Consider the following 25090-nt stretch of genomic DNA (forward strand, 5'->3'; position numbering starts at 1 on the left):
AGCAGATGGGACGCCATCGACGCTCCGCCACCGTTCCGGCCGCTGAGGACCACGCGGCCGGGGACACGGACCTGAAGCACGGCGGGCACCGCAGGAAGCGGTCCGGGGCACCGGTCCGTACGGGACTGGTCGGCGTCTCCGCGGCCCTTGCCGTGGGAGCCGTCGCGGTGGCCTCCGGCCTGGTGCCCGGTGGCGACACCTTCACGGTCGGCGGGGGCGGCAGCGACCGGGTGCGTGCAGAGGGCACCCCGGATCTGCTGACCCAGGGCGGCTCCACCGCCCCGCCCGACCGTGGTACCGAGTCCGCCGGCCGCGGCACCGGACGCGCCGGAGGCCCGACTGCGGAATCCCCCTCCGGGTCCCCCGCGTCCGCCCGCTCCAAGGCGTCCCGGGACACCGGGCGGCCGAAACCGTCCCCGGCCGCGCCGTCGGACTCCGCCTCGGCCGGTACCGGGAAGAGCACCGCCCCCGCCGCCCGGAAGCCGTCGGCCGCACCGAAGACCTCCGCGCCCGCCACCCGCAGCGCCACGGCCCCGGCCGGCTCCTCCGTCCAGTCCGCCGTGCTCGCTCTGGTCAACCAGGAGCGCGCGAAGGCCGGCTGCACCCCCTTGACCGCCAGCCCCTCGCTCGCCTCGCTCGCCCAGGACTTCAGCGAGGACATGGCCGCGCGCGGCTTCTTCGACCACACCGACCCCGACGGCCGGACGCCCTGGGACCGCGCCTCCAAGGCCGGCGTACAGGGCCTCGCCGCCGAGAACATAGCCCGCGGCCAGGCCACCGCACAGGCCGTGATGGACTCCTGGATGAACAGCGACGGCCACCGGGCGAACATCCTCAACTGCGACTACCGCACACTCGGCGTCGGTGTGCACTACGGCTCCGACGGCCCCTGGTGGACTCAGGACTTCGGCTTCTGACCCACACCCGGCCCAGCGCTCACCCACCGAAAGCGCACTCCGGCGGTGAGCGCTGTGCGGGCGTACGCTGCTCGGTATGGACGAGAAGACCCGTCTGGACGCGCTCGCCTTCGATGTGTTCTCCAGACAGTGCCCCTCACGCGGCACGCTGGAGCATGTCACCGGGCGCTGGGGCAGCCTGACGCTGGGCGCACTGTACGAAGGCGGCTTCCGCTTCAACGAGTTGCGTCGCCGGGTCGACGGGGTGAGCGAGAAGATGCTCTCCCAGACGCTCCACGCCCTGGAGCGGGACGGCCTGGTCCACCGCGAGGCCCAGCCGACCAATCCGCCGCGCGTCGACTACGAGCTGACGCCCCTGGGCCGACAGGTCGCCGAACGACTGCTCGCGCTGATCCAGCTCGTCGAGGGCCGGATGCCCGAGGTGCTCCGGGCCCGCGAGCACTACGACGCGACGCATCCGACAGGCTCTTAGAGCGTCGCGCGCGGCGGCCGCTGGCAGCGTGGGCAGAAGTAGCTGGAGCGGTTCATCCAGGAGCGGCGGCGGATCGGCGTACCGCAGCGGTGGCAGGGCTCGTCCTCGCGTCCGTAGGCGTCGAGCGAGCGGTCGAAGTAGCCGGACTCGCCGTTCACATTGACGTAGAGGCTGTCGAAGCTGGTGCCGCCCTGGGCGAGCGCCGCGTTCATCACGTCGCGGACATGGCCGAGCAGTTCGGCCGACTTGGGGCGGGTGAGGGTCGCGGTCGGCCGGTCGTAGTGCAGTCTGCTGCGCCAGAGCGCCTCGTCCGCGTAGATGTTGCCGACACCGCTGATCAGCGACTGGTCGAGCAGGGCCCGCTTGACGGTAGTACGGCGCAGGCGCAGGGCGGTGTGGAAGGCGGCGTCGTCGAACGCCGGGTCCAGGGGGTCGCGGGCGATGTGCGCGATGATGTCGGGCAGCCCGTCCGTGCTGTCAGCGGCGCATTCGTGGAGAGAGAGCCCGCCGAAGGTCCGCTGGTCGACGAAGCGGAGTTCGGTGCCGAGGGCGTCGTCGAAGCGGATCCGGACGCGCAGATGTTTCTCGTCCGGTGCGTCCTCGGGCTGTACGAGCAGCTGGCCGCTCATGCCGAGGTGGCCGAGGAGCGAGGCGGCCGCGTCGTCCAGCGGCACCCAGAGGTACTTGCCGCGGCGCATCGCCGTCCCGAACCGGGCGCCGCCGAGCCGGGCCGCGAAGTCCGCGCCTCCGGCGAGATGGCGGCGGACCGCACGCGGGTGCAGCACCTCGACCTCGCCGACGGTGCGTCCGGCGACCCAGCGCTCCAGGCCACGCCGGACGACTTCGACCTCGGGCAGCTCGGGCACGGTCTCGCTCCTGAAGTGATGACGTGACGAAGTGGTGACGTGGTGATCCGCCCGGGACCGTGCGGTTCCGGGCAGGAAGAACCCCCCGGCGCACAGGGCACCGAGGGGTTCCGGGGGTCAGGCCGGAGCGGCGTCCGTGGACGACGACGGACCGGCCGACGCGTCGGCGGCCCCTCCGTCGGCCGCGGCCTTCGCCGCGGCCGCCCGCTCCTCCGCGGCGGCGCTGATCTCGCGCCAGGCGGACTCCGCCGCCTGCTGCTCCGCTTCCTTCTTGCTACGACCGGTGCCGGTGCCGTACGAGACACCACCGACGCGAGCAGCAGCAGTAAAGGTCTTCTCGTGGTCCGGGCCGGTCTCCGTGACGAGGTACTCGGGGACTCCGAGGCTCTCGCCGGCGGTGAGCTCCTGGAGGCTGGTCTTCCAGTCCAGGCCGGCACCGAGGTTCGAGGACCTGTCGATCAGCGGGTCGAAGAGCCGGTGGACCAGCTCCGAGGCCGCGCTGAGGCCCTGGTCGAGATAGACCGCGCCGATCACCGCTTCAAGGGTGTCGGCGAGGATGGACGCCTTGTCCCGGCCTCCCGTGCCCTCTTCACCACGGCCGAGCCGGATGAAGGAGCCGAGTTCGAGGCCGCGGCCCACTTCCGCCAGCGCACGAGAGTTGACCACCGCGGCCCGCAACTTGGCCAGCTGGCCTTCGGGCAGGTCGGGGTGGGTGCGGTACAGCGTGTCCGTGACCACCAGGCCGAGCACCGAATCCCCGAGGAATTCGAGCCGCTCGTTGGTGGGCAGACCGCCGTTCTCGTATGCGTACGAACGGTGGGTCAGCGCACGCACCAGAAGGGCGGTCTCGAGTTGATACCCGAGCCGCCCTTCCAGAAGCGTGTGGGACGAGGCTGTGTTGACGTTGTCTGCCTTCTTCTTGGCGTGGGACAACTCAGACATCGGGCCTCTCACCAGCCGCTCAGACCTCGAGGACCTGGCGCTTGTTGTACGTGCCGCAGCTGGGGCACGCGATGTGCTGCAGCTTCGGCTCCTGGCAACGCTCGCACGAAACCAGGGTGGGGACCGCAGCCTTCCACTGCGACCGGCGGTGGCGCGTGTTGCTGCGCGACATCTTCCGCTTCGGAACAGCCACGGCTACTTCTCCTGCTTCTCGTCGACGCCCGCTTCGGCGCCGCCCATGTTGTCCTTCTCGCCGTCCTGAACGGTGTCGGCGAGTCCTTGCAATGCCGCCCAACGGATGTCGACGGCATCATGGTGGTGACCAGGATTCTCGTCCAGCCTGATTCCGCATTCGGAACACAGGCCGGCGCAGGACTCCCGGCACACCGGCTGCATCGGCAGTGCGAGCACCACCGCATCGCGCAGCACTGGTTCGAGGTCGAACAGGCCGTCCTCGATGAAGAGCCTGTCCTCGTCGTCCTCGGCGTCGTCGGCCGGTTCCGCCTTGGTGCTGCGGCCCCGGTCATCGGCGTCAGGGTACGAGAACATCTCCTGGAAGTCCGCCGCGACCTCAAGGCGCAGCGGCTCCAGACACCTTACGCACTCCCCCTCGGCCGACGCACGGGCGGTGCCTGTGACAAGCACCCCTTCCATGACCGATTCGAGGCGGAGGTCCAGCTCCACGGGTGCGCCTTCCGGCACACCGATGACCCCTTCGATGCCGAGGACCGACGGCGGACCGGGTGCGTCCACCGTGCGGGAGAGCCGCTGGAGGGCACCGGGACGCCGGCCCAGCTCGTGCGTATCGAACACGAGGGGGTTTCGGTGGTCGAGGTGGCCGTTCAGGGCTGTTCCTGCTTTCGCAATCATGTGCAACGCACATCGTGGGGAGGGCCGACCGGATTCGGAGTCGAAGCGGGCAGCCGGGATCGCGGACATACGCGCGACCGAAGAGCCAGGATACTGGACGCGCCGCCCAGCTCCCAATCCGGGCGGTCGGGGCCGCCCGGGAGCGTGCTCCGGGCCCGCCCCTGCCCGGTCAGTGCTCCTGTTCGTACCGGCGGAGCTGGTCCAGGTCGATCATGCTGGTGTCGAACAGGCTGGTCTCGTCGAGGGCGCTCTCGCCCTGCTGCTGGAGCGCCTGCTGGGGCTGCACGGGCTGCTGCTGCCAGCCGTCGTACCCCTGGACCGGCACCTGGGCCTGTCCCTGGCCCTGGTCGTAGCCCTGCTGCTGATAGGCCGCGGCGTACGGGTCCGGCTGCTGCTGGTACCCGTACATGTTCTGCATGTCCTGCTGCGGCTGGTCCTGGTACGCGTAGGTCTCCGCGTAGCCGGGCTGCGGCTGGGCGGGGAACTGCGGCTGGGCCTGCTGGTGCACCGGCTGCGGCTCGGGGGTGGCGATCTCGGCGAGGCCGGCCCAGTGGTCCTCGTCGCTCATGTGCGCCTGGTTGCCCGCCGCGTCCTGGGCGGCCACGTGCGCGCCGAGCTCATCGGTGGCGACCCGGCCGTGCAGCTTCTGCCGGCCTCGGCCGACCGCCTCCAGGGTCTTGGCGAGCACGGCCTCGAAGGCGCCCAGCTTGGTGTCGACGTACTCGTCCGCCCGGCGCTGGAGCGTGGCCGGGTCGGTGCTGCGCTCGGGGGCCTCGGCGAAGTCCGGGTCCTCGTAGCCCTGCGCGTCGAAGGCCTGGCCGCGGCCGAGGAGCTTCTCGCGGCCGCGGTCGACGGAGCCGATGGTCTTGGTGAGGACGACCTCGAAGTTGGCGAGCTTGCTGTCGACGTACTCGTCGGCCTCGGCGCGGACCTCGGCGGCCTCCCGGCGGGCCTCCTCCAGGATGCGGTCGGCCTCGCCGCGGGACTGCCGGGCGACCTCGGTGTCGGAGATCAGCGAGGTGCGTTCGGCGCGGGCGGCCCCGATGATCCGCTCGGCCTCCTGGCGGGCCTGCTCGGTCAGCTGCTCGTGGCCGCCGATGAGCTCCTGCGCGTGGGCGAGCGAGCCGGGCAGGGCCTCGCGCACCTCTTCCAGCATCGCGAGCAGTTCGGCGCGGTTGACCACGCACGAAGCCGACATGGGCATCGACCGGGCGTTCCCGACCGTTTCGACGATCTCGTCCAGCTTCTTCTGCACGTCCACCGTGTGCTCGCCACTCTCTACAGCCGATTGGAGACGGACGGGACGACTGTAAGGCCAGTCGGCGCCCGTCCGACACCTGGTGACGGACCGTCAGCGCTTCAGTCGCGGGCGAGACGCTCGGTGAGGGCCTGCTGGACCAGCGGGGGGAGCAGGTGGGACACGTCGCCGCCCCAGGTGGCGACCTCCTTGACCAGCGAGGACGACAGGAAGCTGTAGGTGGGATTGGTCGGCACGAAGAGCGTCTCGACGCCGGAGAGGCCGTTGTTCATCTGGGCCATCTGGAGCTCGTAGTCGAAGTCGCTGACGGCCCGCAGGCCCTTCACGATCGCCGGGATGTCGCGCTCCTTGCAGAAGTCGACCAGGAGGCCGTGGAAGGACTCGACCTGGACGTTGCCGAAGTCCGCGGTGACCTGGCGGATCAGGTCGATCCGCTCGTCGACCGTGAAGAGGCCCTTCTTGGACTGGTTGATCATCACCGCGACGTGTACGACGTCGTACAGCTTCGAGGCGCGGCCAATGATGTCGAGGTGTCCATTGGTGATGGGGTCGAAAGACCCCGGACAGACGGCGCGGCGCAACTTGGTTCCCTCGCTCTCCGGTCCGGTCATCGTGCGTCTTCGCACGTAGAGGCGGCGCGACCGTACCAAAGCGTTCCTTCGCCGTATCGGCGGGCCCGCAACGGTCGGAATCCCTCGGGCCAGCCGAATTCTCCGCCTCTGGTGCTGCGTTCCACGGTGACGAGAGCATCGTCCGTGAGCCACCCCTGGGCACGGAGTGTGAGCAGTGTCTCGCCAAGATCGTCGTCGGTGACGGCGTACGGCGGGTCCAGGAACACCACGTCGTACGGCTCCGCGGGCGCCGGTCCCGTAACGATCTGTTCGGCCCTGCCGGTGCGGACCTCGGCGCCGGGCAGACCGAGCGTGCGGACGTTGTCCCGGACGGTCCGCACGGCCTTGGGGTCGGCCTCGACGAGAAGGGCGTGCACCGCGCCCCGGGAGAGCGCCTCCAGGCCGACGGCCCCGGAACCCGCGTACAGATCGGCGATACGGATGCCCTCCAGGGTGCCGAGGAGGGCTTCCCAGGTGGAGAAGAGGCCCTCGCGCGCACGGTCGGAGGTGGGGCGGGTGCCGGTGCCGGGCGGAACGGCCAGGCGGCGTCCGCCGGCCGAGCCGGCGATCACGCGGGTCATGGGTGTCTGGTCCTCGGTTCGTGGGCGGCCCGCGGGGTGCCGCGGCGCCGTGCCACCCACGATATGGCGTGGCGGCCGATCGGGCCCGCGCGCCCGGCGTCCCGCGGGCTCCTCCTCACCCCTTGTCGAGGCACTGCTCGCGTCACCCCTTGTCGAGGTACTGCTCACGCTCCTTGTCGAGCAGCGCGTCCAGTGCGGTCCGCAGCTCCGGGAGGCGGGTGAGCTCCGGGTCGGCGGCGACGATCGCGACGGCCTCCTCGCGCGCGGCGGCGATGACCTCCTCGTCGTCGATGACGGTGAGCATCCGCAGCGAGGAGCGGACCCCGGACTGGGCCTGGCCGAGGACATCGCCCTCGCGGCGCTGTTCCAGATCGATCCGGGACAGCTCGAAGCCGTCGAGGGTGGCGGCGACGGCGGAGAGCCGGGCGCGGGCGGGACCGGCCTCGTGGGCCTCGCTGACCAGCAGGCAGAGCCCGGGGGCGGAGCCCCGCCCGACCCGGCCGCGCAGCTGGTGGAGCTGGGAGACGCCGAAGCGGTCGGCGTCCATGATCACCATGGCGGTGGCGTTGGGGACGTTGACGCCGACCTCGATGACGGTGGTGGCGACCAGGACGTCGACGTCGCCCGCGGCGAAGCGGCGCATCACGTCGTCCTTGTCGTCCGGATTCATCCTGCCGTGCAGCACCTCGATGCGCAGACCGGACAGAGGGCCCTTGGCGAGCTGTTCGGCGATCTCCAGCACGGCGAGCGGCGGGCGCTTCTCGCCGTCGTCCTCGGGCGTCTTCTTCTTCGCCTTCTTCCCCGCCGCCTCGTCCTCGGCGTCGTCACCGATGCGGGGACAGACGACGTACGCCTGGTGTCCGTTCTCCACTTCTTCCCGCACCCGTTCCCAGGCGCGGCTGAGGAAGTGCGGCTTGTCCTTGGCGGGGACGACATGGCTGGCGATCGGCGAGCGGCCGGCCGGGAGCTGGTCGAGTACGGAGGTCTCCAGGTCGCCGAAGACGGTCATGGCGACCGTACGGGGAATGGGGGTGGCCGTCATGACCAGCAGATGCGGCGGCTGCTTCCCCTTGGAGCGCAGGGCGTCGCGCTGTTCCACGCCGAAGCGGTGCTGTTCGTCGACGACGACCAGGCCAAGGTCGTGGAACCGCACCTTGTCCTCGATCAGGGCGTGGGTGCCGATCACGATCCCGGCCTCGCCGGTGACGAGGTCCAGGAGCGCCTTGCGGCGGGCCGCGACGCCCATCGACCCGGTGAGCAGCACCACCTTCGTCCCCTGCTCGGAGCCACCGAGCATGCCGCCCTCGGCCAGCTCACCCATCATCTCGGTGATGGAGCGGTGGTGCTGCTGGGCGAGCACCTCGGTGGGCGCGAGCATGGCGGCCTGCCCGCCCGCGTCGACGACACGGAGCATGGCGCGCAGCGCGACCATGGTCTTCCCCGATCCGACTTCGCCCTGGAGGAGCCGGTGCATCGGGTGTTCGGTCGCGAGGTCGTCGAAGATCTCCTTGGAGACCTTGCTCTGCCCGTCGGTGAGGGTGAAGGGCAGCTTGGCGTCGAAGGCGTCGAGCAGTCCGCCGGACCGGGGGCCGCGGGCCGCGGCCGGGAGCTGGGTGTCGGCGTATCTGCGGCGGGCCAGCGCGACCTGGAGGACGAAGGCCTCGTCCCACTTCAGCCGGTCCCTGGCCTCGGCGATGTCCGCCTTGGTCTGCGGGCGGTGGACCTTGAGCAGCGCCTCGGGGAGCGCGGTGAACCCGCGGCCCTCGCGCAGGCTCGGCGGCAGCGGGTCGACGGCCTCCCGGGCGCTGGGCAGCACGGTGTCGACGGCCTTGGCGATCCGCCAGGAGTCCAGCTGCTTGCAGGCCGGGTAGATCGGCAGCAACCGCCCGGCGAACGCGTCCACCGCCTCCGTGGCCCCGGCCTCGTCGACGGACTCGGCGTCCATCAGCTGGTACGTGGGGTGGGCCAGCTGCATCTTCCGGTTGAAGACGGAGACCTTGCCCGCGAACATCGCCCGCCGGCCGGGCAGCAGCTCCTTGTGCGGCTTGTGGACGCCATGGCCGAAGAAGACCAGCTGGAGGCGGCCGTGGCCGTCGGTCAGGGTCACTTCGAGGCGCTTGCCCCGGCCGTTGTTGAACATCAGGACGCGGGCGTCGGCGACCTGGGCGACCACCGTCACGTGCTCGTCCAGCGGGAGGTCGGCCAGTGCCGTGAGCCGGCCGCGCTCCTCGTACCGCCGCGGGTAGTGGTGGAGCAGATCACCGACCGTGTGCAGGTCGAGGTGTTCGGCCATCACCTTCGCGGTGGCCCCGCCGAGCAGCTTCTTGAGGGGTTCATCGAACGCAGACACGCGATCCATTGCACACCACTCCACTGACAGATGTCCGGCGGGCACCACCCTGAACCCGGGAATCCGCTGGTCAGAATTGTCGCCCCGCACCTAGGATCGGCTCCCACGCTTCCGGCTCGCGATCACCCCTGCGGGATCGCCCGACCCGCGCTGTCGCAACTGTCCCGCCCTCGGCCGTCCCGCCGGGCGAGGCACAGCTCCCCCCACCGGCGCTGCGACGATGACATCTGAGACCTCAGCGAATTCCGCGTCCCACGAACACACCGAGCCCCCGGCCGGCCGGTCGCCGCGCACCTTCCAGGTGGATCTGCGCGGACTGGTCGACCTTCTCTCCCACCATCTCTACTCCTCTCCCCGGGTCTACCTCCGCGAGCTGCTGCAGAACGCCGTGGACGCCATCACGGCCCGCCGCGCCGAGCAGCCGGAGGCGCCCGCCCAGGTGCGGCTGCACACGGACGGCGGCCGGCTCCGGGTCGAGGACAGCGGGATCGGTCTGACCGAGACCGATGTACACAACCTGCTCGCGACCATCGGCCGCAGTTCCAAGCGCGCGGGGGCGGAAGGGCTGGCCTCGGCACGCGCCGACTTCCTCGGTCAGTTCGGCATCGGGCTGCTGGCGTGCTTCGTCGTCGCGGCCGAGATCCGGGTGGTGAGCCGTTCGGCGCGCACGCCCGCGTCGCCGCCCGTGGAGTGGTGCGCCCGCGACGACGGCTCGTACACCGTACGGACGCTGCCCGACAGCGCCCGGCCGGAGCCGGGCACCACCGTGCACCTGACCGCGCGGCCCGGCAGCGGGGACTGGCTCACCGAGGAGCGGGTGCTCTCCCTCGCCCATGACTTCGGCTCGCTCCTGCCCTACGACGTGCGGGTCGGCGAGGCCGCGGTCACCGCCCTGCCGGCGCCGTGGGACCGCCCGTATCCGGGCCCGGCGGCGCGGCGGGTGGCGCTCGCCCGGCACTGCCAGGAGCAGTTCGGTTTCCCGCCGCTCGACGCGATCGATCTGGATCTGCCGCTCGCCGGGATCCGCGGGGTCGCCTATGTGCTGCCGTCCGCCGTGAGCCCGGCGCAGCGGGCCGGCCACCGGGTACATCTGAAGGGGATGCTGCTGACCGACCGGGCAGACGAGCTGCTGCCCGACTGGGCGTTCTTCGTGCGCTGTGTCATCGACACGGACAGTCTGCGGCCCACCGCCTCGCGCGAGGCGCTGTACGCGGACGAGACCCTGGCCGCCGTCCGCGAGGCGCTCGGCGACCGGATCAGGCAGTGGCTCACCGGGCTCGCCGCGGGCGATCCGGAGCGGCTCGCGGAGTTCCTCTCCGTGCACCACCTGGGGGTGAAGTCGCTCGCCCGGCACGACGGGGACATGCTGCGCACGATGCTGCCGTGGCTGCCGTTCGAGACGACGGACGGGCGGCTGTCGCTGGAGGAGTTCGCCCGGCGCCATCCGGTGGTGCACTTCACGCGGACCGTGGAGGAGTACCGGCAGGTCGCGCCGATCGCCTCCGCGCAGGGCATCGGGGTGGTCAACGGCGGCTACACCTACGACACCGAGCTGGTCGAGCGGCTTCCCTCGGTCCGGCCCGGGACGGCGGTCGCGGAGCTGGACGCCGACACCGTCACCGCGCATCTTGACGCCGTCGATCCGGCGCAGGAGCTGGCGCTCGGCGCCTTCCTGGCCGCGGCCCGCGCCAGGCTGGACCCGCTGGGCTGCGATGTGGCGCTGCGCGCCTTCCATCCGCTGACCGTGCCCGCGCTCCACCTCGACGACCGGTCGGCCCGCCACGAGCAGGCCCGTGCCGAGGCCGAGGGGCAGGCCGACGAGCTGTGGGCGGGCATCCTCGGATCGCTGCGCGGCAGCGCGCCGCGCGCCCGGCTCGTACTGAACCACCTCAATCCGCTGATCCGCCGGATCGGTTCGCTGGACTCCCCGGAGCTGGCCGCGACCGCGACGGAGGCGCTGTACGGGCAGGCGCTGCTGATGGCGCAGCGCCCGCTGCGCCCGGCCGATTCGGCGCTGCTGAACCGGGCGTTCATCGGCCTGCTGGAGTGGGCCACGCATCCCGCAGTACCAGGACACTCCCCCGCGGACCCCCAGGAGGACGGCCGATGAGCCCCGACATCACCACGATCCGCCGGGCGCTGCGGGAGAACGACGGCGAGCCGGAGGGCCCCGCGCGCAACGCCCGCGCGGAGCGGCTGCTGGTGGAGGCCGAGCAGACCGGGGACGCCGCCCTGGTCATCGAGGCGCTCACCCATCAGCTGCAGGTCTACAACTACAGCTCCGAGAAGGACAAGATGTTCGTGCCCTTCGCGCGGCTGCTGCGCATGTGGGACGAACGGCCCGGCGACTTCTCCGACTTCATGACCCACCACCTGTTCTGGATGTTCAAGTGGGTCTCCAGCTCGATGGTCGACCAGCCGCACATCCCCCTCGCCGCCATCGAGAAGTGGCAGAGCGAGATGGAGCACCGCTACCGGCTGGCCGGTCATTCGGAGCGTGCCGTGTGCCAGGGCGAGCTGGAGATCGCCCGCCACCTGGGCGATCTGCCGCGTGCCGAGCGGGCGTACGCCGCCTGGCAGGCGGCCGACCGGGACCGGATGGCCAACTGCCACGCCTGCGAGCTGCACGAACAGGGCAGCTGGCGGGCGCAGCTCGGCCTGGACGCCGAGGCGCTGGAGGCCTGGGCACCGGTGCTGGACGGTGAGCACACCTGCGCCCATGAGCCGCACGCGGTGCTGGCGGCCTCGCTCCTGCCGCTGCTGCGGACCGGCCGGTACGAGCAGGCGCGCGCCCATCATCTGCGCGGGTACCGGATGGTCCGGTCGATGGAGAGCATGCGGGACGCCGCCGCGCAGCACATCGAGTTCTGTGCCCTGTCCGGCAACGAGGCCCGTGCCCTGGAGATCGTCGCCGAGCGGCCCGCGTACTTCACCGACAGCGGGAACCCCGGCAGCCTGATGGACTACCTGGCCGTCACGGCGCTGCTGATGGACCGGCTGACCGCGCTGGGGCACGGCGGGCAGTCCGTGCCGGGTCCCGCCGGGACCGACTGGACGGCGTCCTCGCTGGCCGCCCACGCCCGTGCGCGGGCGCTGGAGCTGGCCGCCCGTTTCGACGAGCGCAACGGCACCGCGCAGGTCGGCACGGTGGTGCGGGAGCGCCTGGACCGCCGGCCGCTGGTGGACCGGCTGCCGCTCGGTGTACGGGCCGCGCGGCCGGGCGTCCCGGACCGGACTCCGGACGCCGCCCCGGCGCAGGCACCGGGTGCGGCGGAGACCCCGCTCGACCCGGCCGGTCTGCTGGCCGAGGCGCACCGCCTCTCCGAGGCCCAGCACCCGGGGGCGGGGCCCGCCTGGGAGGCCGTCGCCCGTCTGGTCGACGGGCCGGACGGAGCCGCGGCCGGGCTTTCGGACCACGACCGGGCGAGCGTCGAGGACCACCGGGCGATGTACGGCTCGCTGCCGCCCGCCGAGGCGGCGGCGGCCTTCGGGGCGGCCGCCGGTCTGTACGGGGCGGCGGGCGACCGGGGCGAGGCCGTCGCCGCCGAGGCCAGGGCGGTGTTCGCCCGCGCGCTGGAGCCGGGCGGGGCGGACGGGGCCCTGGCCTCGATCGCGCCGCTGGTGGACCGGGCCCTGGCCCTGTACGCCGACGGCGCGGCCACCGCCCGCCAGGCGAGCGCCGTGCTGATGTGCCGGGCCCGCGTTCTCGGCCGGCTGGTGCAGGACGCCCCGGACGAGGCGGCCGCCGAGTCGGCCGTCGCCGGTCTCGAACAGGGGGCTCGGGAGCTGCTCGCCTTCGCCGAACCGCTGCGCGCGGAGGCCGGGGTGGCCACCCGCGTCGCGGAGGCGCTGGATCTGCTCGGCGACGTCGCGGCGTTCCGGGGCGACCCGCACGGCGCGCTGGAGCGGTACGAGCGGGCCGCCGCGGAGGCCAAGGGCGCCGGGCTGCCCTGGTACGCGGTCGAGTACGAGGCCAAGACGTCCGGGCTCGCCGCTCAACTGGAGGAGTACGAGCGGGCGGAGGTCGCGGCGCGGGCCGCGCTGGAGCACGGGGCGGCGTTCGTCCCGGCGCGCGGACGGGCCCGGCTGCATCTGCGGCTGGCCGAGATCCTCGCCGGCACCGGGCAGTTCGCCGAGGCGGCCGATCAGGCGCTGGACGCCGCGCACTGGGCGGACGAGTCGGGCGAGGGCGGGACGCTCGGGGCCCATGCCCGTCACCAGCTCGGCGGCTGGCTGCTCCGGCTGGACCGGGCGGCGGAGGCCGCCGCGGTGCTGGAGGCGGTGCTGCCCGACATCACGGTCGAGGAGCACGGCGACGGCATGGTCGTGCAGACGCTGTGGTGGCTCGGCGACGCGCTCACGGAGCTGCGCGAGCCGCGGGAGGCGGCCGAGCACTGGCTGAGGGCGGCGGACATCGCCCGCGGCTGGCCCGAGCAGCACGACCACGCGATGCTCGCGAACCTGGCCGCGCAGGCGCTCTACCGGGCCGATCTCGACCCGCAGGCGGAGCTGGCGTACGCGCGTGCCGGGGAGCTCTGGCGCGGGCTGGGCGATGTCCCCGCGCTGGTGCGGACGTTGCGGGTGCGGGCCTGGATCGCGATCCGGGAGGGGCAGCCGGGCCCGGAGGCGGCGCGGGCGTTCATGGCGTCGGCGGCGCGGGAGTGCGAGGCGGCCCTGGCCGCCGGTCCGGCGGACGGGGCGCCCGGACTGCTCGCGGAGCTCGCGGACACCCACCGCCAGACCGGCGAGCTGATCGCCCATGTCTGCGAGGGCGAGCCGGGCGAGGCGCCGGAGTACGAGGAGGCGCTCGGCTACCTGCACCGGGCGGTCGCGGGCTTCACCGGGGCCGGTGACGGCTTCGTCGGCCTGCGCACGGCCGCCGAGCTGATGGCCGGCTGGCTGGAGGCCGATCTGGGGCGTCCGGACGCGGCCCGGGAGCGGGCCCGGACGGTCCTGGAGATCCACGGGGGCGGTGAGCCGGACGAGACGGGCGAGGAGCGCCGCGCGGAGGCCGAGGCGCTGCTGGACTACGTGGACCGCAGGACGGGCACGTCCGGCGCCTGAGCCGGGTCCTTCGTCCGGTCCGGTCCGGCCGGGTCGGACGAAGGCCGGACCAGGTCAGGTCAGGGTGCCGAATCGTGCCGGGCGCGCGCCCCGGCACCCTGATCCGGACGAGGGGCCCCGCTCTCCTACTCCACCCCGATGAGCAGCGGAGCCCGCTGGTGGCCGCCCCGGTACACCACCGTGTCCACTGCCAGATGGCCCTCGCGCACGTGCTCCTCCAGCGCGTCCGCGAGGCTGTCGGGGATGTCCTCGCCCAGGACCAGGGTGACCAGTTCTCCGCCCGCCGCCAGCATGCGGTCCAGCACATCGCGGGCGGTCCGCGACACGTCCTCGCCGATGACCGCGACATCGCCGTCGATCAGGCCCAGGACGTCACCGGCCTGGCAGATGCCCGCCATGGTCCAGGACTGCCGTTCGGCGACGGCGAGTTCGGCGTAGCGGGTGGCGCCCGCGGCGGCGGTCATCGCGACCACGTCCTCGTCGAAGCTGCGGTCGGGTTCGTGGACGGCGAGGGCCGCGATGCCCTGGACAGCGGCCCTGGTCGGGATCAGGGCGACCCGGATGCCCTCCGCGCGGGCCTGCTCGGCGGCAGCGGCGGCGGTGTGGCGCAGCTCCGCGTCGTTGGGCAGCAGGACAACCTCGCGGGCGTGCGCCCGGCGGATCGCGTCGACCAGTTCGCCGCTGGCCGGCGGCTCCCCGGGGCGGGCCAGGACGGTCGTGGCCCCGGCCTCCTCGCACAGGCCGCGGAGCCCGTCGCCGGGGACCACCACGACGACCGCGCGCTGCACGGGCTCGGTGTGGGGGTGCACCCGGTCCGCGCCGAAGTGGGTGATCCGGATGCGGTACGGCCGCCCCGCCTCGACCCCGGCCTCCACGGCCGCACCGGCGTCGTCGACGTGCACATGGACGTTCCACAGCCCGTCGCCGCCCACCACCACGAGCGAGTCGCCGAGCCCGTCGAGCCGGGTCCGCAGCCGGTCCACCGCCTCGTCGGTGGCCTCCAGCAGGTAGATCACCTCGAAGGCCGGTCCGCCCGCCGCCTCGTCCGCCGCGCAGTCGTCCGGCACGGGCAGGGCGGGCGCCGCCACGTACGTGCGCTCGGGCGCCCGGCCGCAGACCGCTTCGACGAGTGCCCCGAGCACCGTCACCAGGCCGCGTCCGCCGGCGTCCACGACGCCCGCCCGGCCGAGGACGGCGAGCTGTCCGGGGGTCGCCTCCAGGGCTGTTCGCGCCCCTTCGTACGCGGCGCGTGCGACCGCCGCGGTCCCGGCGTCGTCCCCGGTGCGCGCGGCGGCCTCGGCGGCCGCGGTGGCCACCGTCAGCACGGTGCCCTCGACGGGGTGGGCGACGGCCCGGCGGGCGGCGTCGGCGGCGACGGCGAGCGCCCGGCGCAGATGGTCCGCGTCGTGTCCGGCGGACAGGACTCCCGCCATCCCGCGCAGCAGCTGGGCCAGGATCGTGCCGGAGTTCCCGCGGGCACCGATCAGGGCGCCGTGCGCCATGGCCCGTACCGCGTCGGCCGCGACGGGAGCGGTCGCTCCGGTCGCGTGGGCGGCGAAGACCGCTTCGACGGCCTGGGCCGCGGACTCGACGGTCAGATAGAGATTGGTCCCGGTGTCCCCGTCGGCCACGGGGTACACATTGATCGCGTCGATCGCCTCGCGCTCACGGCCCAGCGCCTCCAGGGCCAGTGAGCACCAGGTACGCACCGCGACGGCGTCCATGTCGTCGGCGGTCTGCGGCACCTGTCGGTCCTCCTCGGATTCGGCCGTGGGCGTCCGGCTGCATCGCAGAGTAGCCCCGCGCGCCGGGTCGGGCGGGGACAGGGGGCGGGACGAGGTCGGTGAAACCCATGGTAGTTTCGTTCTACCGACGCAGCCGTTGTATGCTGCTTCGGTTGCCCGATGAGAGTCGGGCCATCCCTCCGGTACCGCCACTTCAGTCAACTGATTCCGGCGCGCCGGATTTCACTGTAAGTGCATCTGAAGTCTTTGGAGTGACCCGTGGCTGCCAACTGCGACGTCTGCGGCAAGGGGCCGGGCTTCGGCAACAACATTTCGCACTCGCACCGCCGTACGTCCCGTCGCTGGAATCCCAACATCCAGCGCGTGCGTGCCGTGGTCGGTCGGACGCCGAAGCGGCTCAACGTCTGCACCTCGTGCATCAAGGCCGGCAAGGTCGCGCGCTGACGTTCCCGTCGTAGCGCAGCCTTCCGGTTGCCCAAAAAGCCGGTCCACCTCGGTGGACCGGCTTTTTGCTGTGCGCCGTCACGCGGTGCGGGTCCGCCAGCCGTGGTCGACCGGGCCGATCCCCGCGCCGAGCGGGAAGCCCGCGGCGATCGCCCCGGTGACGTACTCCTTCGCGCCCCGTACCGCCGCGGGTACGTCCTGTCCCAGGGCCAGTCGGCAGGCGATGGCCGAGGCGAGCGTGCAGCCGGTGCCGTGGGTGTGGCGGTTGTCGTGCCGGGGGGCGCGCAGCCAGTGCTGCTCGGTGCCGTCGGTCAGCAGGTCGACGGGGTCGCCCGGCAGATGCCCTCCCTTGACGACGACCCAGCGCGGCCCGAAGTCCAGTACCGCGGCGGCGGCCCGCCGCATCCCCGCCTCGTCCTCGACGTGGATGCCGGTGAGCTGCGCCACCTCGTCCAGGTTCGGGGTGGCGACCGTGGCCACGGGCAGCAGTCTCGTCCGTACGGAATCGAGCGCCTCGGCGGCCAGCAGCGGGTCGCCGTGCTTGGAGACGCCGACCGGGTCGACGACGGCCGGGGCGCCGGTGGCGGCGAGGAGTTCCGCCACGGTCTCCACCAGGGCGGCCGACGACAGCATCCCGGTCTTGACCGCCTGCACCCCGATGTCGTCCACCACGCTGCGGTACTGGGCGCGTACGGCTTCGGCGGGCAGTTCCCAGGCGCCCTGAACCCCCAGTGAGTTCTGGGCGGTGACGGCGGTCAGCACGCTCATTCCGTGCACACCGTGGGCCAGCATCGTCTTCAGATCGGCCTGGATGCCCGCACCGCCGCCGGAGTCGGATCCGGCGACGGTGAGCACACGGGCGGGGACAGCGACAGAGAGGGGCATACGCCGAAATCTACTGGGCGTCCTCTATGTCACCGAAGTGGTCCCAGCCGCTCTTGCTGGTCCACGGTGCCCCGTCGACCGTCACCTGCGGCAGGGCGGAGGGGTTGAGGACCTCGCCGATCACCTTCCAGCGGGCGGGCAGCTTCACGTCCGGCGGGAAGGTGGCGACGATCGCGTGGTCCTCGCCCCCGGTCAGCACCCACTGGAGCGGGTCGACGCCGACGGCCTGCCCGATGTCGGACATCTGCGAGGGGATGTCGATGAGTCCGGAGCGCAGATCGATCCGTACCTTGCTGGCCTCGGCGATGTGCCCGAGGTCGGCGACGAGCCCGTCGCTCACGTCCGTCATCGCGGTGGCGCCGAGCCCGGCGGCCGCGGGGCCCGCGTGGTACGGCGGTTCGGGGCGCCGGTGGGCCTCGACGAAGGCGCGCGGCGAACGGAAGCCCCGGGAGAGCACCGCGTACCCGGCGGCGGACCAGCCGAGCCAGCCGGTGACGGCGACGACATCACCGGGCTGGGCGCCGGAGCGGGTGACCGGCTCGTGGTTGCGCAGATCGCCCAGCGCGGTGATCGAGACGGTGATCGTCTCGCCGCGCACCACGTCTCCGCCGACCACGGCCGCGCCCGCGACCTGGCACTCGTCACGGATGCCGTCCATCAGCTCGCCGGCCCAGGTGACCGGGAGTTCGGCGGGGACGACCAGGCCGAGCAGCAGCGCGGTGGGCACCGCGCCCATGGCGGCGATGTCGGCGAGGTTCTGGGCGGCGGCCTTGCGGCCGACGTCGTACGCCGTCGACCAGTCGCGGCGGAAGTGCCGTCCCTCCAACAGGATGTCCGTACTGGCCACGACCCTGCGGTCGGGAGCGGACACGACCGCGGCGTCGTCGCCGGGGCCGAGCCGTACCGCCGGAGTGGTGGTGAGCCGGGAAGTGAGCTCCCTGATGAGCCCGAACTCCCCCAACTCGCCCACGGTTCCCTTCACCGAGTCTCACCTCTCATCTATCGCGCCGGACGGTCGTCCGGGCTGCTTCGGCGGCCGGGGGTCCGGACCCTGGACCGGCCGCCGCCGCAGTGAGCAGTCTGCACCGCTCGTCACCGCCATGCCCGTCCCCCTTCCGGACCGCTGCGCTTGCGGTCGCGGGCCGTCACTGCTGTCGGTACTGTCAAGAGATACGTCAACTTGTGTCCGGTGCACGCCACGCTGTGGGCGTCAACGGCCCACAGGTCTCCCCGCGGCACGCGGCGACGCGATACCGTGGCGTCTCTTTCTCCCCCACATGATCCTCGTGGCCGCCCTGGAGGTTCCGTGGTACAGGCGTACATCCTTATTCAGACCGAGGTGGGCAAGGCGTCGTCCGTCGCCGAGACCATCGCCCGAGTTCCGGGAGTGATCCAGGCAGAGGACGTCACCGGCCCCTACGACGTGATCGTGCGCGCGCAGGCCGACACGGTCGATGAACTCGGCCGCATGGTGGTCGCCAAGGTCCAGCAGGTGGAAGGCATCACCCGAACCCTGACCTGCCCGGTCGTGCATCTGTAGTCCCGTCTACGCTGGGCCGGTGACATCATCGCGCCGGCTCCGCCACCCCGTGTTCCTCGGCCTGTCCGTCGCCGCGCTGCTGCTGACCGCGGCCGGCTGTTCCTCGTCGGACGCCACGGTGTCGATCACGGTTCCCACGCCCTCCCCGGAAGCCGCGGGCTACTGCCGTGCGCTGCACAAGGAGCTGCCGAGAACCGTTGCCGGTCTCGGCCTCGGTGACGCCGGGCCGGAGTCCGAACTGACCGCCGAGTGGGGGGACGGGGAGATCGTACTGCGCTGCGGTGTCCCCCGGCCCGCGAAGATGGACGACCCCATGGCGAAGGGGACCGAGGCGAACGGCGTCAACTGGCTGCTGGAGCAGCCCGAGGGCGCCGGTCCGCGGTTCACGACGACCTACCGCAAGGCGTACGTCGAGGTGACGCTCTCGGAGGCGTACGCCCATGACGCGACCCCGCTGGCCGCGTTCGGCCCGCCCGTCCGGAAGACGGTGCCCAGCCTGTAGGCGTGCGCCCCCGCCCGGGAGCGCACGCCCTGCGGTGCCGGGTCCGGCTCAGCGCAGGCCGGTCGGGCGGCTCAACGCGGCCTGGATCAGCCGGTCCACCAGCTCCGGGTAGCTCACACCGCTCTCCTGCCACATCCGCGGGTACATGGAGATCGGGGTGAAGCCCGGCAGGGTGTTGATCTCGTTGATCACGAAGGTGCCGTCCTCGGTGAGGAAGAAGTCGGCACGGACCAGACCCTCGCAGGAGGTGGCCTCGAAGGCCTCGACCGCGAGCCGCTGGACCTCGGCGGTCTGCTCCTCGGTGAGCGGGGCGGGCACGATCCCGGAGGCCGAGTCGATGTACTTGGCCTCGAAGTCGTAGAAGTCGTGCGAGGTCACCGGCGGGATCTCGGCGGGCACACTGGCGCGCGGCCCGTCCTCGAACTCCAGCACCCCGCACTCGATCTCGCGGCCCCGCAGCAGCGACTCGACCAGGAACTTGGGGTCGTGGCGGCGGGCCTCCTCGATCGCCTCGTCGAGGCCGGAGAGGTCGTCGACCTTGGTGATGCCGATGGACGAGCCGGCGCGGGCGGGCTTGATGAAGAGCGGCCAGCCGTGGTCACCGGCGAAGTCCACGATGCGCTTGCGGGCGCCGGAGGGGTCGTTGTCCCACTCGCGGGGACGGACCACCAGGTACGGGCCGACCGGCAGCCCGAAGGAGAGGAAGACCCGCTTCATGTACTCCTTGTCCTGGCCGACCGCCGAGGCGAGCACCCCGGCGCCGACATAGGGCACACCGGAGAGCTCCAGGAGTCCCTGGAGGGTGCCGTCCTCGCCGTACGGGCCGTGCAGTACGGGGAAGACGACATCGACCTCGCCGAGCGCCTTCGGGACCGAGCCGGGCTCGCTGTACACCACTTCGCGGCTGCCGGGGTCGACGGAGAGCACCACGGCGCCCTCGGTGGACTCGGCCAGCTGGGCCACTTCCGGCATCTTCCGGTCCGTGATGGCCATGCGCTCGGGTTCGTCGGCGGTGAGCGCCCAGCGGCCGTCCGTCGTGATGCCGATCGGCAGGACGTCGTACTTGGTCCGGTCGATGGCGTTCAGGACGGCGCCGGCCGTGACGACCGAGATGCCGTGTTCGGAGCTGCGGCCGCCGAACACGACGGCCACGCGCGGCTTGCGGAGCTGCTGCTCCGGGCTCTGGGGGAGGTTCTCGCTGCTCATATCGCGTTGAGCGTACCTGCTGGTACCCGGCGCGTCAGCGCGGCCGGGGGCGGCCGGGGCGGCGACCGGGAACGTTCACCGCTCCGGCCGCCCCCGGCCGGCTTCAGCGCCGCTCGGGCTTCGCGCTGCGCGACATCAGCTCGCCCAGCGCGACCAGCGGCGGCTTGCCCTCGTGGACGATGCCGACGACCGTCTCGGTGAGGGGCATGTCGACGCCGTGCCTGCGGGCCAGATCGAGCACCGACTCGCAGGACTTGACGCCCTCGGCGGTCTGGCTGGTGACGGCGATGGTCTCCTGGAGCGTCATGCCGCGGCCGAGGTTGGTGCCGAAGGTGTGGTTGCGCGAGAGCGGCGAGGAGCAGGTCGCCACCAGGTCGCCCAGGCCCGCGAGTCCGGAGAAGGTCAGCGGATCGGCGCCCATGGCCAGGCCGAGGCGGGTCGTCTCGGCGAGGCCCCGGGTGATCAGCGAACCCTTGGCGTTGTCGCCGAGACCCATGCCGTCGGCGATGCCGACCGCCAGGCCGATGACGTTCTTGACCGCGCCGCCGAGCTCGCAGCCGACCACATCGGTGTTGGTGTAGGGGCGGAAGTACGAGGTGTGGCAGGCGGTCTGGAGGCGCTGGGCCACGGACTCGTCCTGGCAGGCGACGACGGCCGCCGCCGGGCGGCGTTCGGCGACCTCCCTGGCCAGGTTGGGGCCGGTGATGACGGCGATCCGGTCCGCGGAGACCTTGGTGACGTCCTCGATGACCTCGCTCATCCGCTTCGCGGTGCCGAGTTCGACGCCCTTCATCAGTGAGACGAGAACGGTGTCCCGGCCGAGATGCGGGGTCCAGGCGGCGAGGTTGGCGCGCAGGGTCTGCGAAGGCACCACGAGGACGGCGAAGTCGGCGCCGTCCAGCGCCTCGACGGCGTCGGTGGTGGCCCGCACCGACGCGGGGAGCTCGATCCCCGGCAGGTAGTCCGGGTTGGTACGGGTCGTGTTCACGGCCTCGGCGACCTCGGCGCGACGTCCCCAGAGGGTGACCTCGCAGCCCGCGTCGGCGAGGACCATGCCGAAGGCCGTACCCCATGAGCCGGTTCCGAAGACGGCCGCCTTTGCGGGGTGCGTCACTTGGTTCCCTCTCCTTCGGCCCTGCGCCGCTGTTCCGCGCGGGCCTTGCGGTGGTCGTAGGGCTGCGCGGGGGCCGGTTCGCCCCGCACGATCTCCAGCTGCGCGGTCACCGCGGCCATGATGACCTCGGTCGCCTCGCGCAGGACGTCGGGCGTCGGGTCCTTGTCGTAGAACCGGGAGAGGTCCACGGGCGGTCCGGCCTGCACCTGAAGGGTCTTGCGGGGGAACAGCCGGAGCTTGTTCTCCTTGGCGTACGGCGGCATCGCGAAGTTGGCGCCCCACTGGGCGACGGGGATGACCGGGGCCTGCGTCATCAACGCGACGCGGGCGGCACCGGTCTTGCCGGCCATCGGCCACATGTCGGGGTCGCGGGTGAGGGTGCCCTCGGGGTAGAAGGCGACGCATTCGCCGCGCTCGATGGCGTCGACGGCCGCCCGGAAGGCGTCCAGCGCATTGGTCGTCTCGCGGTACACCGGGATCTGTCCGGTACCGCGCAGCATCATTCCGACAAAGGGGGTCTTGAACAGGCCCGCCTTGGCGAGAAGCCGCGGCACCCGTCCGGTGTTGTACTGGAAGTGACCGTAGGAAAGCGGGTCCAGATAGGAGTTGTGATTGACCGCGGTGATGAATCCGCCGTCGGCCGGAATGTGTTCCATCCCCCGCCAGTCACGCTTGAACAGAACCACCAGCGGCGGTTTTGCGATGACCGCCGCCAGGCGGTACCAGAAGCCGATTCTGCGGCGGGACACTCGGACACCTTCCTCTAAGGATCTGAACTCTGCCTGGCTACCGACGGTCAAGTCTCGCCCCAGGCCCCTGCTCTGTCGAGAACACCGTACGCCCCGCTTTCGGGGCCGACCCTCCGGGTTCTCGCACCGGCAGGCGAGAATAGGCGGCGACGCGCATCGAGGGGGAGATCGCCACGAACACCGACCCGACCGGTCCTTGGTCCCTGGTCGTCCCGTTGAAGCCGCTGGCGCGGGCCAAGAGCAGGCTGACGCCCACGACCGGCGCCGACCTGCGCCCCCGCCTCGCCCTCGCCTTCGCCCGGGACACCGTGGCCGCCGCCCTGTCCTGCCCCGCGGTGCTGGATGTGGTGGTAGTCACGGACGACCCGGAGGCCGGGAAGGCTCTCACCGCCATCGGGGCGCGGGTCGTCCCCGACGAACCGGACCGCGGACTCAACGCCGCGCTGGCACACGGCGAGCGGACCGTACGGGCCGGGCGGCCCCGGGCCGCGGTCGCCGCGCTCAACGCCGATCTGCCCGCGCTGCGCCCCGCGGAATTGTCCCGGGTACTCGAATATTCCGCAGAATTCCCCCGCGCATTTGTGACCGATGCGGCAGGAATCGGGACAACATTTCTGTCGGCTGCGCCGGGAGTGGAATTGCGTCCGGCATTCGGCGGCCCTTCCCGGGCCCGGCATCTGGACTCGGGTGCGGTGGAAATCGGGCTGACCGGCATCGATTCGGTCCGCCAGGACGTGGACACCGGCGACGATCTGCGGGCGGCACTGGCGCTGGGCGTCGGCGCGCACACCGCGGGGCACTGGGCCGCGGCGGCCTCCCGGCCCGCCGTCACGCCCGGCCGGACCCGCGGCGACCGGCCTTCAACGGCCCCCTCGCCGGACCTATAGGCTGCCGACCATGCAGGCGACCTCGTACACCTACGACCCCGAGACCCGCACCGGCAGCGTGCTGCTCGACGACGGCACCCCGGTGGATTTCGACGCCCAGGCCTTCGACGCGGGCGGTCTGCGGCTGCTGCGTCCGGGGCAGCGGGTGCGCATCGAGGGCACCGGCGAGGGCGCGGAGCTGCGGATCACCCTGGTGACCCTGCAGACGTTCTGAGCTGGCGCGGCGGACGCTCCGGGCGACAGCCGTTCCGGACGGCCGCGCGCACCGCTGCCACGACAGCCCGCGGGCCGGGCTCCCCCGAGGGGAGCCCGGCCCGGCGCGTGTGAGTAGCCCTGAGCTGCTCGGTCTCACTTCTTCCGTGCAGTGGCCTTCTTCGCCGTGGTCTTGCGCGCCGTGGTCTTCTTCGCGGGCGCCTTCTTCGCCGTGGCCTTCTTGGCGGGCGCGGTCTTGCTGGCGACGGCCTTCTTGGCGGTCGTCGTCTTCTTCGCGGCCGTCGTGGTCTTCTTCGCGGCCGTCGCGGTGGTCTTCTTGGCCGCCGCGGTGGTCTTCTTCGCGGTGGTCTTCTTGGCCGCCGTGGTCTTCGCCGCGGTCACGGCCTTCTTGGCGGTGGCCTTCTTCGCCGTGGCCTTCTTGGCGGTGGCCTTCTTGGCCGCGGCCTTGGCGGTCGTACGGGTGGAAGAACCGCCCGAGAGGCTGCCCTTGGGCGCCTTCTTCACGGCCACGTCGTTCTTGGGGAGCTTCTTCGAGCCGCTCACCAGGTCCTTGAAGCCCTGTCCCGCACGGAAGCGGGGCACCGAGGTCTTCTTGACCCGCACGCGCTCACCCGTCTGCGGGTTGCGGGCGTAGCGGGCGGGGCGGTCGACCTTCTCGAACGAGCCGAAGCCGGTGACCGAGACACGGTCCCCCGCGACAACCGCACGGACGATCGCGTCGAGTACCGCGTCGACGGCGTCGGCGGCCTGCTGACGGCCTCCGACCTTGTCGGCAATCGCTTCTACGAGCTGCGCCTTGTTCACGTCTTCCCCTTCGGAGACATTGCCAGAACGAAAGTGTTCAAGCGTTTTCGCACGTTAGGCAGATATATACCGCAAATCAAACACGAAACGGGCTAATCACCCTAGTGCCGCAACGAAGTCGACCGCTGCGCAGTTCCGCAGAGTCAGTCACCTTCGGGGAATCGGCCCTCATCGAGGTCCTTCATCAACCGGTCCAGACGCCTTGCCGCATCTGGCAGATCGTGCTTAGCCGCGGCCGTGATGACCAACAGCTTCCGGGACAGCGCCATCCTTACGCCCTCCGGGACTTGCAGTGTGCGCACTCTTGTGTGCGCTTCCTTCAATCGGTCGGCGACTTGGCCGTAAAGCTTGAGTTGGCTGTCGCGTTCCATGCACCGATTGTGCCATCTGGGGCGAGTTGTCGCCCGACGGGGTCTCAACAAGCGACTGCGCCCCCTACCAGATGGCAGGGGGCGCAGTCCTGGAAACGCGCTGCTCAGGCGTTAATTGTACGCGGCTTGAAGGTCGGCCTTGCCACCTCATAAGTCGCGATGTCCGCTTCGTTCTGAAGGGTGAGGCTGATGTCGTCCAGCCCGTTGAGCAGCCGCCAGCGGGCGTTCTCGTCGAGCTCGAAGTCGGCCGTGATGCCCTCGGCCCGGACCTGGCGCGACTCCAGGTCGACGGTGATCTCGGCCGTGGGGTCGGCCTCGGTCAGCTCCCAGAGCGCGTCCACGACCTTCTGGTCGAGCACCACGGTCAGCAGTCCGTTCTTCAGCGAGTTGCCGCGGAAGATGTCGGCGAAGCGGGACGAGATGACGGTCTTGAAGCCGTAGTTCTGGAGCGCCCAGACGGCGTGCTCGCGGGACGAGCCGGTGCCGAAGTCGGGGCCGGCCACCAGAACGGTGGCGCCCTTGCGCTCGGGGCGGTTGAGGACGAAGTTCTCGTCCTTGCGCCAGGCCTCGAAGAGTCCGTCCTCGAAGCCGTCCCGGGTGACCTTCTTCAGCCAGTGGGCGGGAATGATCTGGTCGGTGTCGACGTTGCTGCGGCGCAGCGGGACGGCCCGGCCGGTGTGTGCGGTGAAAGCTTCCATG

The 25090-nt window shown here is 71.8% G+C and carries 26 protein-coding genes; 9 read left to right on the plus strand and 17 right to left on the minus strand.

All coding sequences use genetic code 11. The features are described 5' to 3' along the window. Positions 1 to 5 precede the first annotated feature (5 nt). Positions 6 to 917 carry a CAP domain-containing protein gene (locus GA0115234_RS23705; protein WP_093545101.1) on the plus strand — a complete coding sequence of 304 codons (912 nt, stop codon included), beginning with the start codon at positions 6 to 8 and terminating at the stop codon, positions 915 to 917. Positions 918 to 993: 76 nt separating this feature from the next. Then, complete coding sequence (locus tag GA0115234_RS23710; protein ID WP_093545104.1) at positions 994 to 1389, plus strand: winged helix-turn-helix transcriptional regulator; 396 nt, start codon at positions 994 to 996, stop codon at positions 1387 to 1389. Here GA0115234_RS23710 and mutM read toward each other — a convergent pair. The 8 genes from mutM to recG all read right to left on the minus strand — a co-directional run bounded on the left by mutM (position 1386) and on the right by recG (position 8876). Next, a complete protein-coding gene (gene mutM / locus GA0115234_RS23715) occupies positions 1386 to 2255 on the minus strand; it encodes a bifunctional DNA-formamidopyrimidine glycosylase/DNA-(apurinic or apyrimidinic site) lyase (protein ID WP_093545107.1) in 870 nt (289 codons plus the stop codon). The genes GA0115234_RS23710 and mutM overlap by 4 nt on opposite strands. Before the next feature lie 117 nt (positions 2256 to 2372). Further along, positions 2373 to 3197 (minus strand): ribonuclease III, encoded by an 825-nt coding sequence (gene rnc, locus GA0115234_RS23720; protein ID WP_093545110.1) that lies wholly within the window; start codon positions 3195 to 3197, stop codon positions 2373 to 2375. Between the two features lie 19 nt (positions 3198 to 3216). After that, positions 3217 to 3390: a 50S ribosomal protein L32 gene (gene rpmF / locus GA0115234_RS23725; protein WP_003965982.1), complete on the minus strand. Its 174-nt coding sequence runs from the start codon at positions 3388 to 3390 to the stop codon at positions 3217 to 3219. 2 nt (positions 3391 to 3392) lie between these two features. Further along, the gene (locus tag GA0115234_RS23730; protein WP_093545113.1) at positions 3393 to 4067 is read right to left on the minus strand and encodes a YceD family protein; all 675 of its coding nucleotides are present in this window, start codon (positions 4065 to 4067) and stop codon (positions 3393 to 3395) included. Between the two features lie 169 nt (positions 4068 to 4236). Continuing rightward, positions 4237 to 5328: a cell division initiation protein gene (locus GA0115234_RS23735; protein ID WP_093545116.1), complete on the minus strand. Its 1092-nt coding sequence runs from the start codon at positions 5326 to 5328 to the stop codon at positions 4237 to 4239. Between the two features lie 98 nt (positions 5329 to 5426). After that, positions 5427 to 5906: a pantetheine-phosphate adenylyltransferase gene (gene coaD / locus GA0115234_RS23740; protein ID WP_202554107.1), complete on the minus strand. Its 480-nt coding sequence runs from the start codon at positions 5904 to 5906 to the stop codon at positions 5427 to 5429. A gap of 26 nt (positions 5907 to 5932) precedes the next feature. Next, a complete protein-coding gene (gene rsmD / locus GA0115234_RS23745) occupies positions 5933 to 6517 on the minus strand; it encodes a 16S rRNA (guanine(966)-N(2))-methyltransferase RsmD (RefSeq protein ID WP_093545122.1) in 585 nt (194 codons plus the stop codon). A 142-nt stretch (positions 6518 to 6659) separates the two neighbouring features. Further along, positions 6660 to 8876, minus strand: a complete 2217-nt coding sequence (gene recG / locus GA0115234_RS23750; RefSeq protein ID WP_176729252.1) for an ATP-dependent DNA helicase RecG — start codon at positions 8874 to 8876, stop codon at positions 6660 to 6662. A 211-nt stretch (positions 8877 to 9087) separates the two neighbouring features. On the opposite strand from recG, the gene GA0115234_RS23755 reads away from it, so the two are divergent. Together GA0115234_RS23755 and GA0115234_RS23760 are read left to right on the plus strand one after the other, a co-directional pair. Beyond that, positions 9088 to 10977: an HSP90 family protein gene (locus GA0115234_RS23755; RefSeq protein ID WP_093545125.1), complete on the plus strand. Its 1890-nt coding sequence runs from the start codon at positions 9088 to 9090 to the stop codon at positions 10975 to 10977. Then, the gene (locus tag GA0115234_RS23760) at positions 10974 to 13931 is read left to right on the plus strand and encodes a hypothetical protein (RefSeq protein WP_093545128.1); all 2958 of its coding nucleotides are present in this window, start codon (positions 10974 to 10976) and stop codon (positions 13929 to 13931) included. Before GA0115234_RS23755 ends, GA0115234_RS23760 begins: the two co-directional genes overlap by 4 nt. Positions 13932 to 14056: 125 nt before the next feature. On the opposite strand, the gene GA0115234_RS23765 is transcribed toward GA0115234_RS23760, so the two are convergent. Next, positions 14057 to 15676, minus strand: a complete 1620-nt coding sequence (locus tag GA0115234_RS23765) for a DAK2 domain-containing protein (RefSeq protein ID WP_093545131.1) — start codon at positions 15674 to 15676, stop codon at positions 14057 to 14059. A gap of 258 nt (positions 15677 to 15934) precedes the next feature. On the opposite strand from GA0115234_RS23765, the gene rpmB reads away from it, so the two are divergent. Next, positions 15935 to 16120, plus strand: a complete 186-nt coding sequence (gene rpmB / locus GA0115234_RS23770) for a 50S ribosomal protein L28 (RefSeq protein ID WP_030928661.1) — start codon at positions 15935 to 15937, stop codon at positions 16118 to 16120. A 78-nt stretch (positions 16121 to 16198) separates the two neighbouring features. On the opposite strand, the gene thiD is transcribed toward rpmB, so the two are convergent. Both thiD and GA0115234_RS23780 read right to left on the minus strand, forming a co-directional pair. Beyond that, entirely contained in the window at positions 16199 to 17005 is an 807-nt protein-coding gene (gene thiD, locus GA0115234_RS23775; protein WP_093545134.1) for a bifunctional hydroxymethylpyrimidine kinase/phosphomethylpyrimidine kinase, read from the minus strand. Positions 17006 to 17015: 10 nt separating this feature from the next. After that, positions 17016 to 17987 carry a thiamine-phosphate kinase gene (locus GA0115234_RS23780; protein WP_093545137.1) on the minus strand — a complete coding sequence of 324 codons (972 nt, stop codon included), beginning with the start codon at positions 17985 to 17987 and terminating at the stop codon, positions 17016 to 17018. A gap of 324 nt (positions 17988 to 18311) precedes the next feature. Between GA0115234_RS23780 and GA0115234_RS23785 the strand changes: the two genes are divergently transcribed. Both GA0115234_RS23785 and GA0115234_RS23790 read left to right on the plus strand, forming a co-directional pair. Then, complete coding sequence (locus GA0115234_RS23785; RefSeq protein WP_093545140.1) at positions 18312 to 18545, plus strand: Lrp/AsnC family transcriptional regulator; 234 nt, start codon at positions 18312 to 18314, stop codon at positions 18543 to 18545. A 19-nt stretch (positions 18546 to 18564) separates the two neighbouring features. Next, complete coding sequence (locus tag GA0115234_RS23790) at positions 18565 to 19047, plus strand: DUF3515 domain-containing protein (RefSeq protein ID WP_370804556.1); 483 nt, start codon at positions 18565 to 18567, stop codon at positions 19045 to 19047. A 48-nt stretch (positions 19048 to 19095) separates the two neighbouring features. Here GA0115234_RS23790 and GA0115234_RS23795 read toward each other — a convergent pair whose 3' ends face one another. The 3 genes from GA0115234_RS23795 to GA0115234_RS23805 all read right to left on the minus strand — a co-directional run bounded on the left by GA0115234_RS23795 (position 19096) and on the right by GA0115234_RS23805 (position 22116). Further along, entirely contained in the window at positions 19096 to 20253 is a 1158-nt protein-coding gene (locus GA0115234_RS23795) for a D-alanine--D-alanine ligase family protein (protein ID WP_093545146.1), read from the minus strand. Positions 20254 to 20356: 103 nt separating this feature from the next. Further along, positions 20357 to 21367, minus strand: coding sequence for an NAD(P)H-dependent glycerol-3-phosphate dehydrogenase (locus tag GA0115234_RS23800; RefSeq protein ID WP_093545149.1), 1011 nt, complete (start codon positions 21365 to 21367; stop codon positions 20357 to 20359). Next, positions 21364 to 22116 carry a lysophospholipid acyltransferase family protein gene (locus tag GA0115234_RS23805; protein WP_093545152.1) on the minus strand — a complete coding sequence of 251 codons (753 nt, stop codon included), beginning with the start codon at positions 22114 to 22116 and terminating at the stop codon, positions 21364 to 21366. Before GA0115234_RS23805 ends, GA0115234_RS23800 begins: the two co-directional genes overlap by 4 nt. A gap of 155 nt (positions 22117 to 22271) precedes the next feature. Here GA0115234_RS23805 and cofC point away from each other — a divergent pair, with 155 nt between their 5' ends. Continuing rightward, on the plus strand, positions 22272 to 23003 hold the full coding sequence (gene cofC / locus GA0115234_RS23810; RefSeq protein WP_256088792.1) for a 2-phospho-L-lactate guanylyltransferase: 732 nt from the start codon (positions 22272 to 22274) through the stop codon (positions 23001 to 23003). A gap of 10 nt (positions 23004 to 23013) precedes the next feature. Further along, complete coding sequence (locus tag GA0115234_RS43630) at positions 23014 to 23217, plus strand: hypothetical protein (protein ID WP_237541659.1); 204 nt, start codon at positions 23014 to 23016, stop codon at positions 23215 to 23217. A gap of 134 nt (positions 23218 to 23351) precedes the next feature. Here GA0115234_RS43630 and GA0115234_RS23815 read toward each other — a convergent pair whose 3' ends face one another. From GA0115234_RS23815 to leuD, 3 genes are all read right to left on the minus strand, one after another. After that, a complete protein-coding gene (locus GA0115234_RS23815) occupies positions 23352 to 24020 on the minus strand; it encodes an HU family DNA-binding protein (RefSeq protein ID WP_093545156.1) in 669 nt (222 codons plus the stop codon). Positions 24021 to 24163: 143 nt separating this feature from the next. Next, positions 24164 to 24391: a hypothetical protein gene (locus tag GA0115234_RS23820; protein WP_093545158.1), complete on the minus strand. Its 228-nt coding sequence runs from the start codon at positions 24389 to 24391 to the stop codon at positions 24164 to 24166. Positions 24392 to 24495: 104 nt separating this feature from the next. Next, a complete protein-coding gene (leuD, locus tag GA0115234_RS23825; protein ID WP_093545161.1) occupies positions 24496 to 25089 on the minus strand; it encodes a 3-isopropylmalate dehydratase small subunit in 594 nt (197 codons plus the stop codon). Position 25090 lies beyond the last annotated feature (1 nt).

The organism is Streptomyces sp. DvalAA-43 (assembly GCF_900091725.1).
Classification (GTDB): Bacteria; Actinomycetota; Actinomycetes; order Streptomycetales; family Streptomycetaceae; genus Streptomyces; species Streptomyces pulveraceus.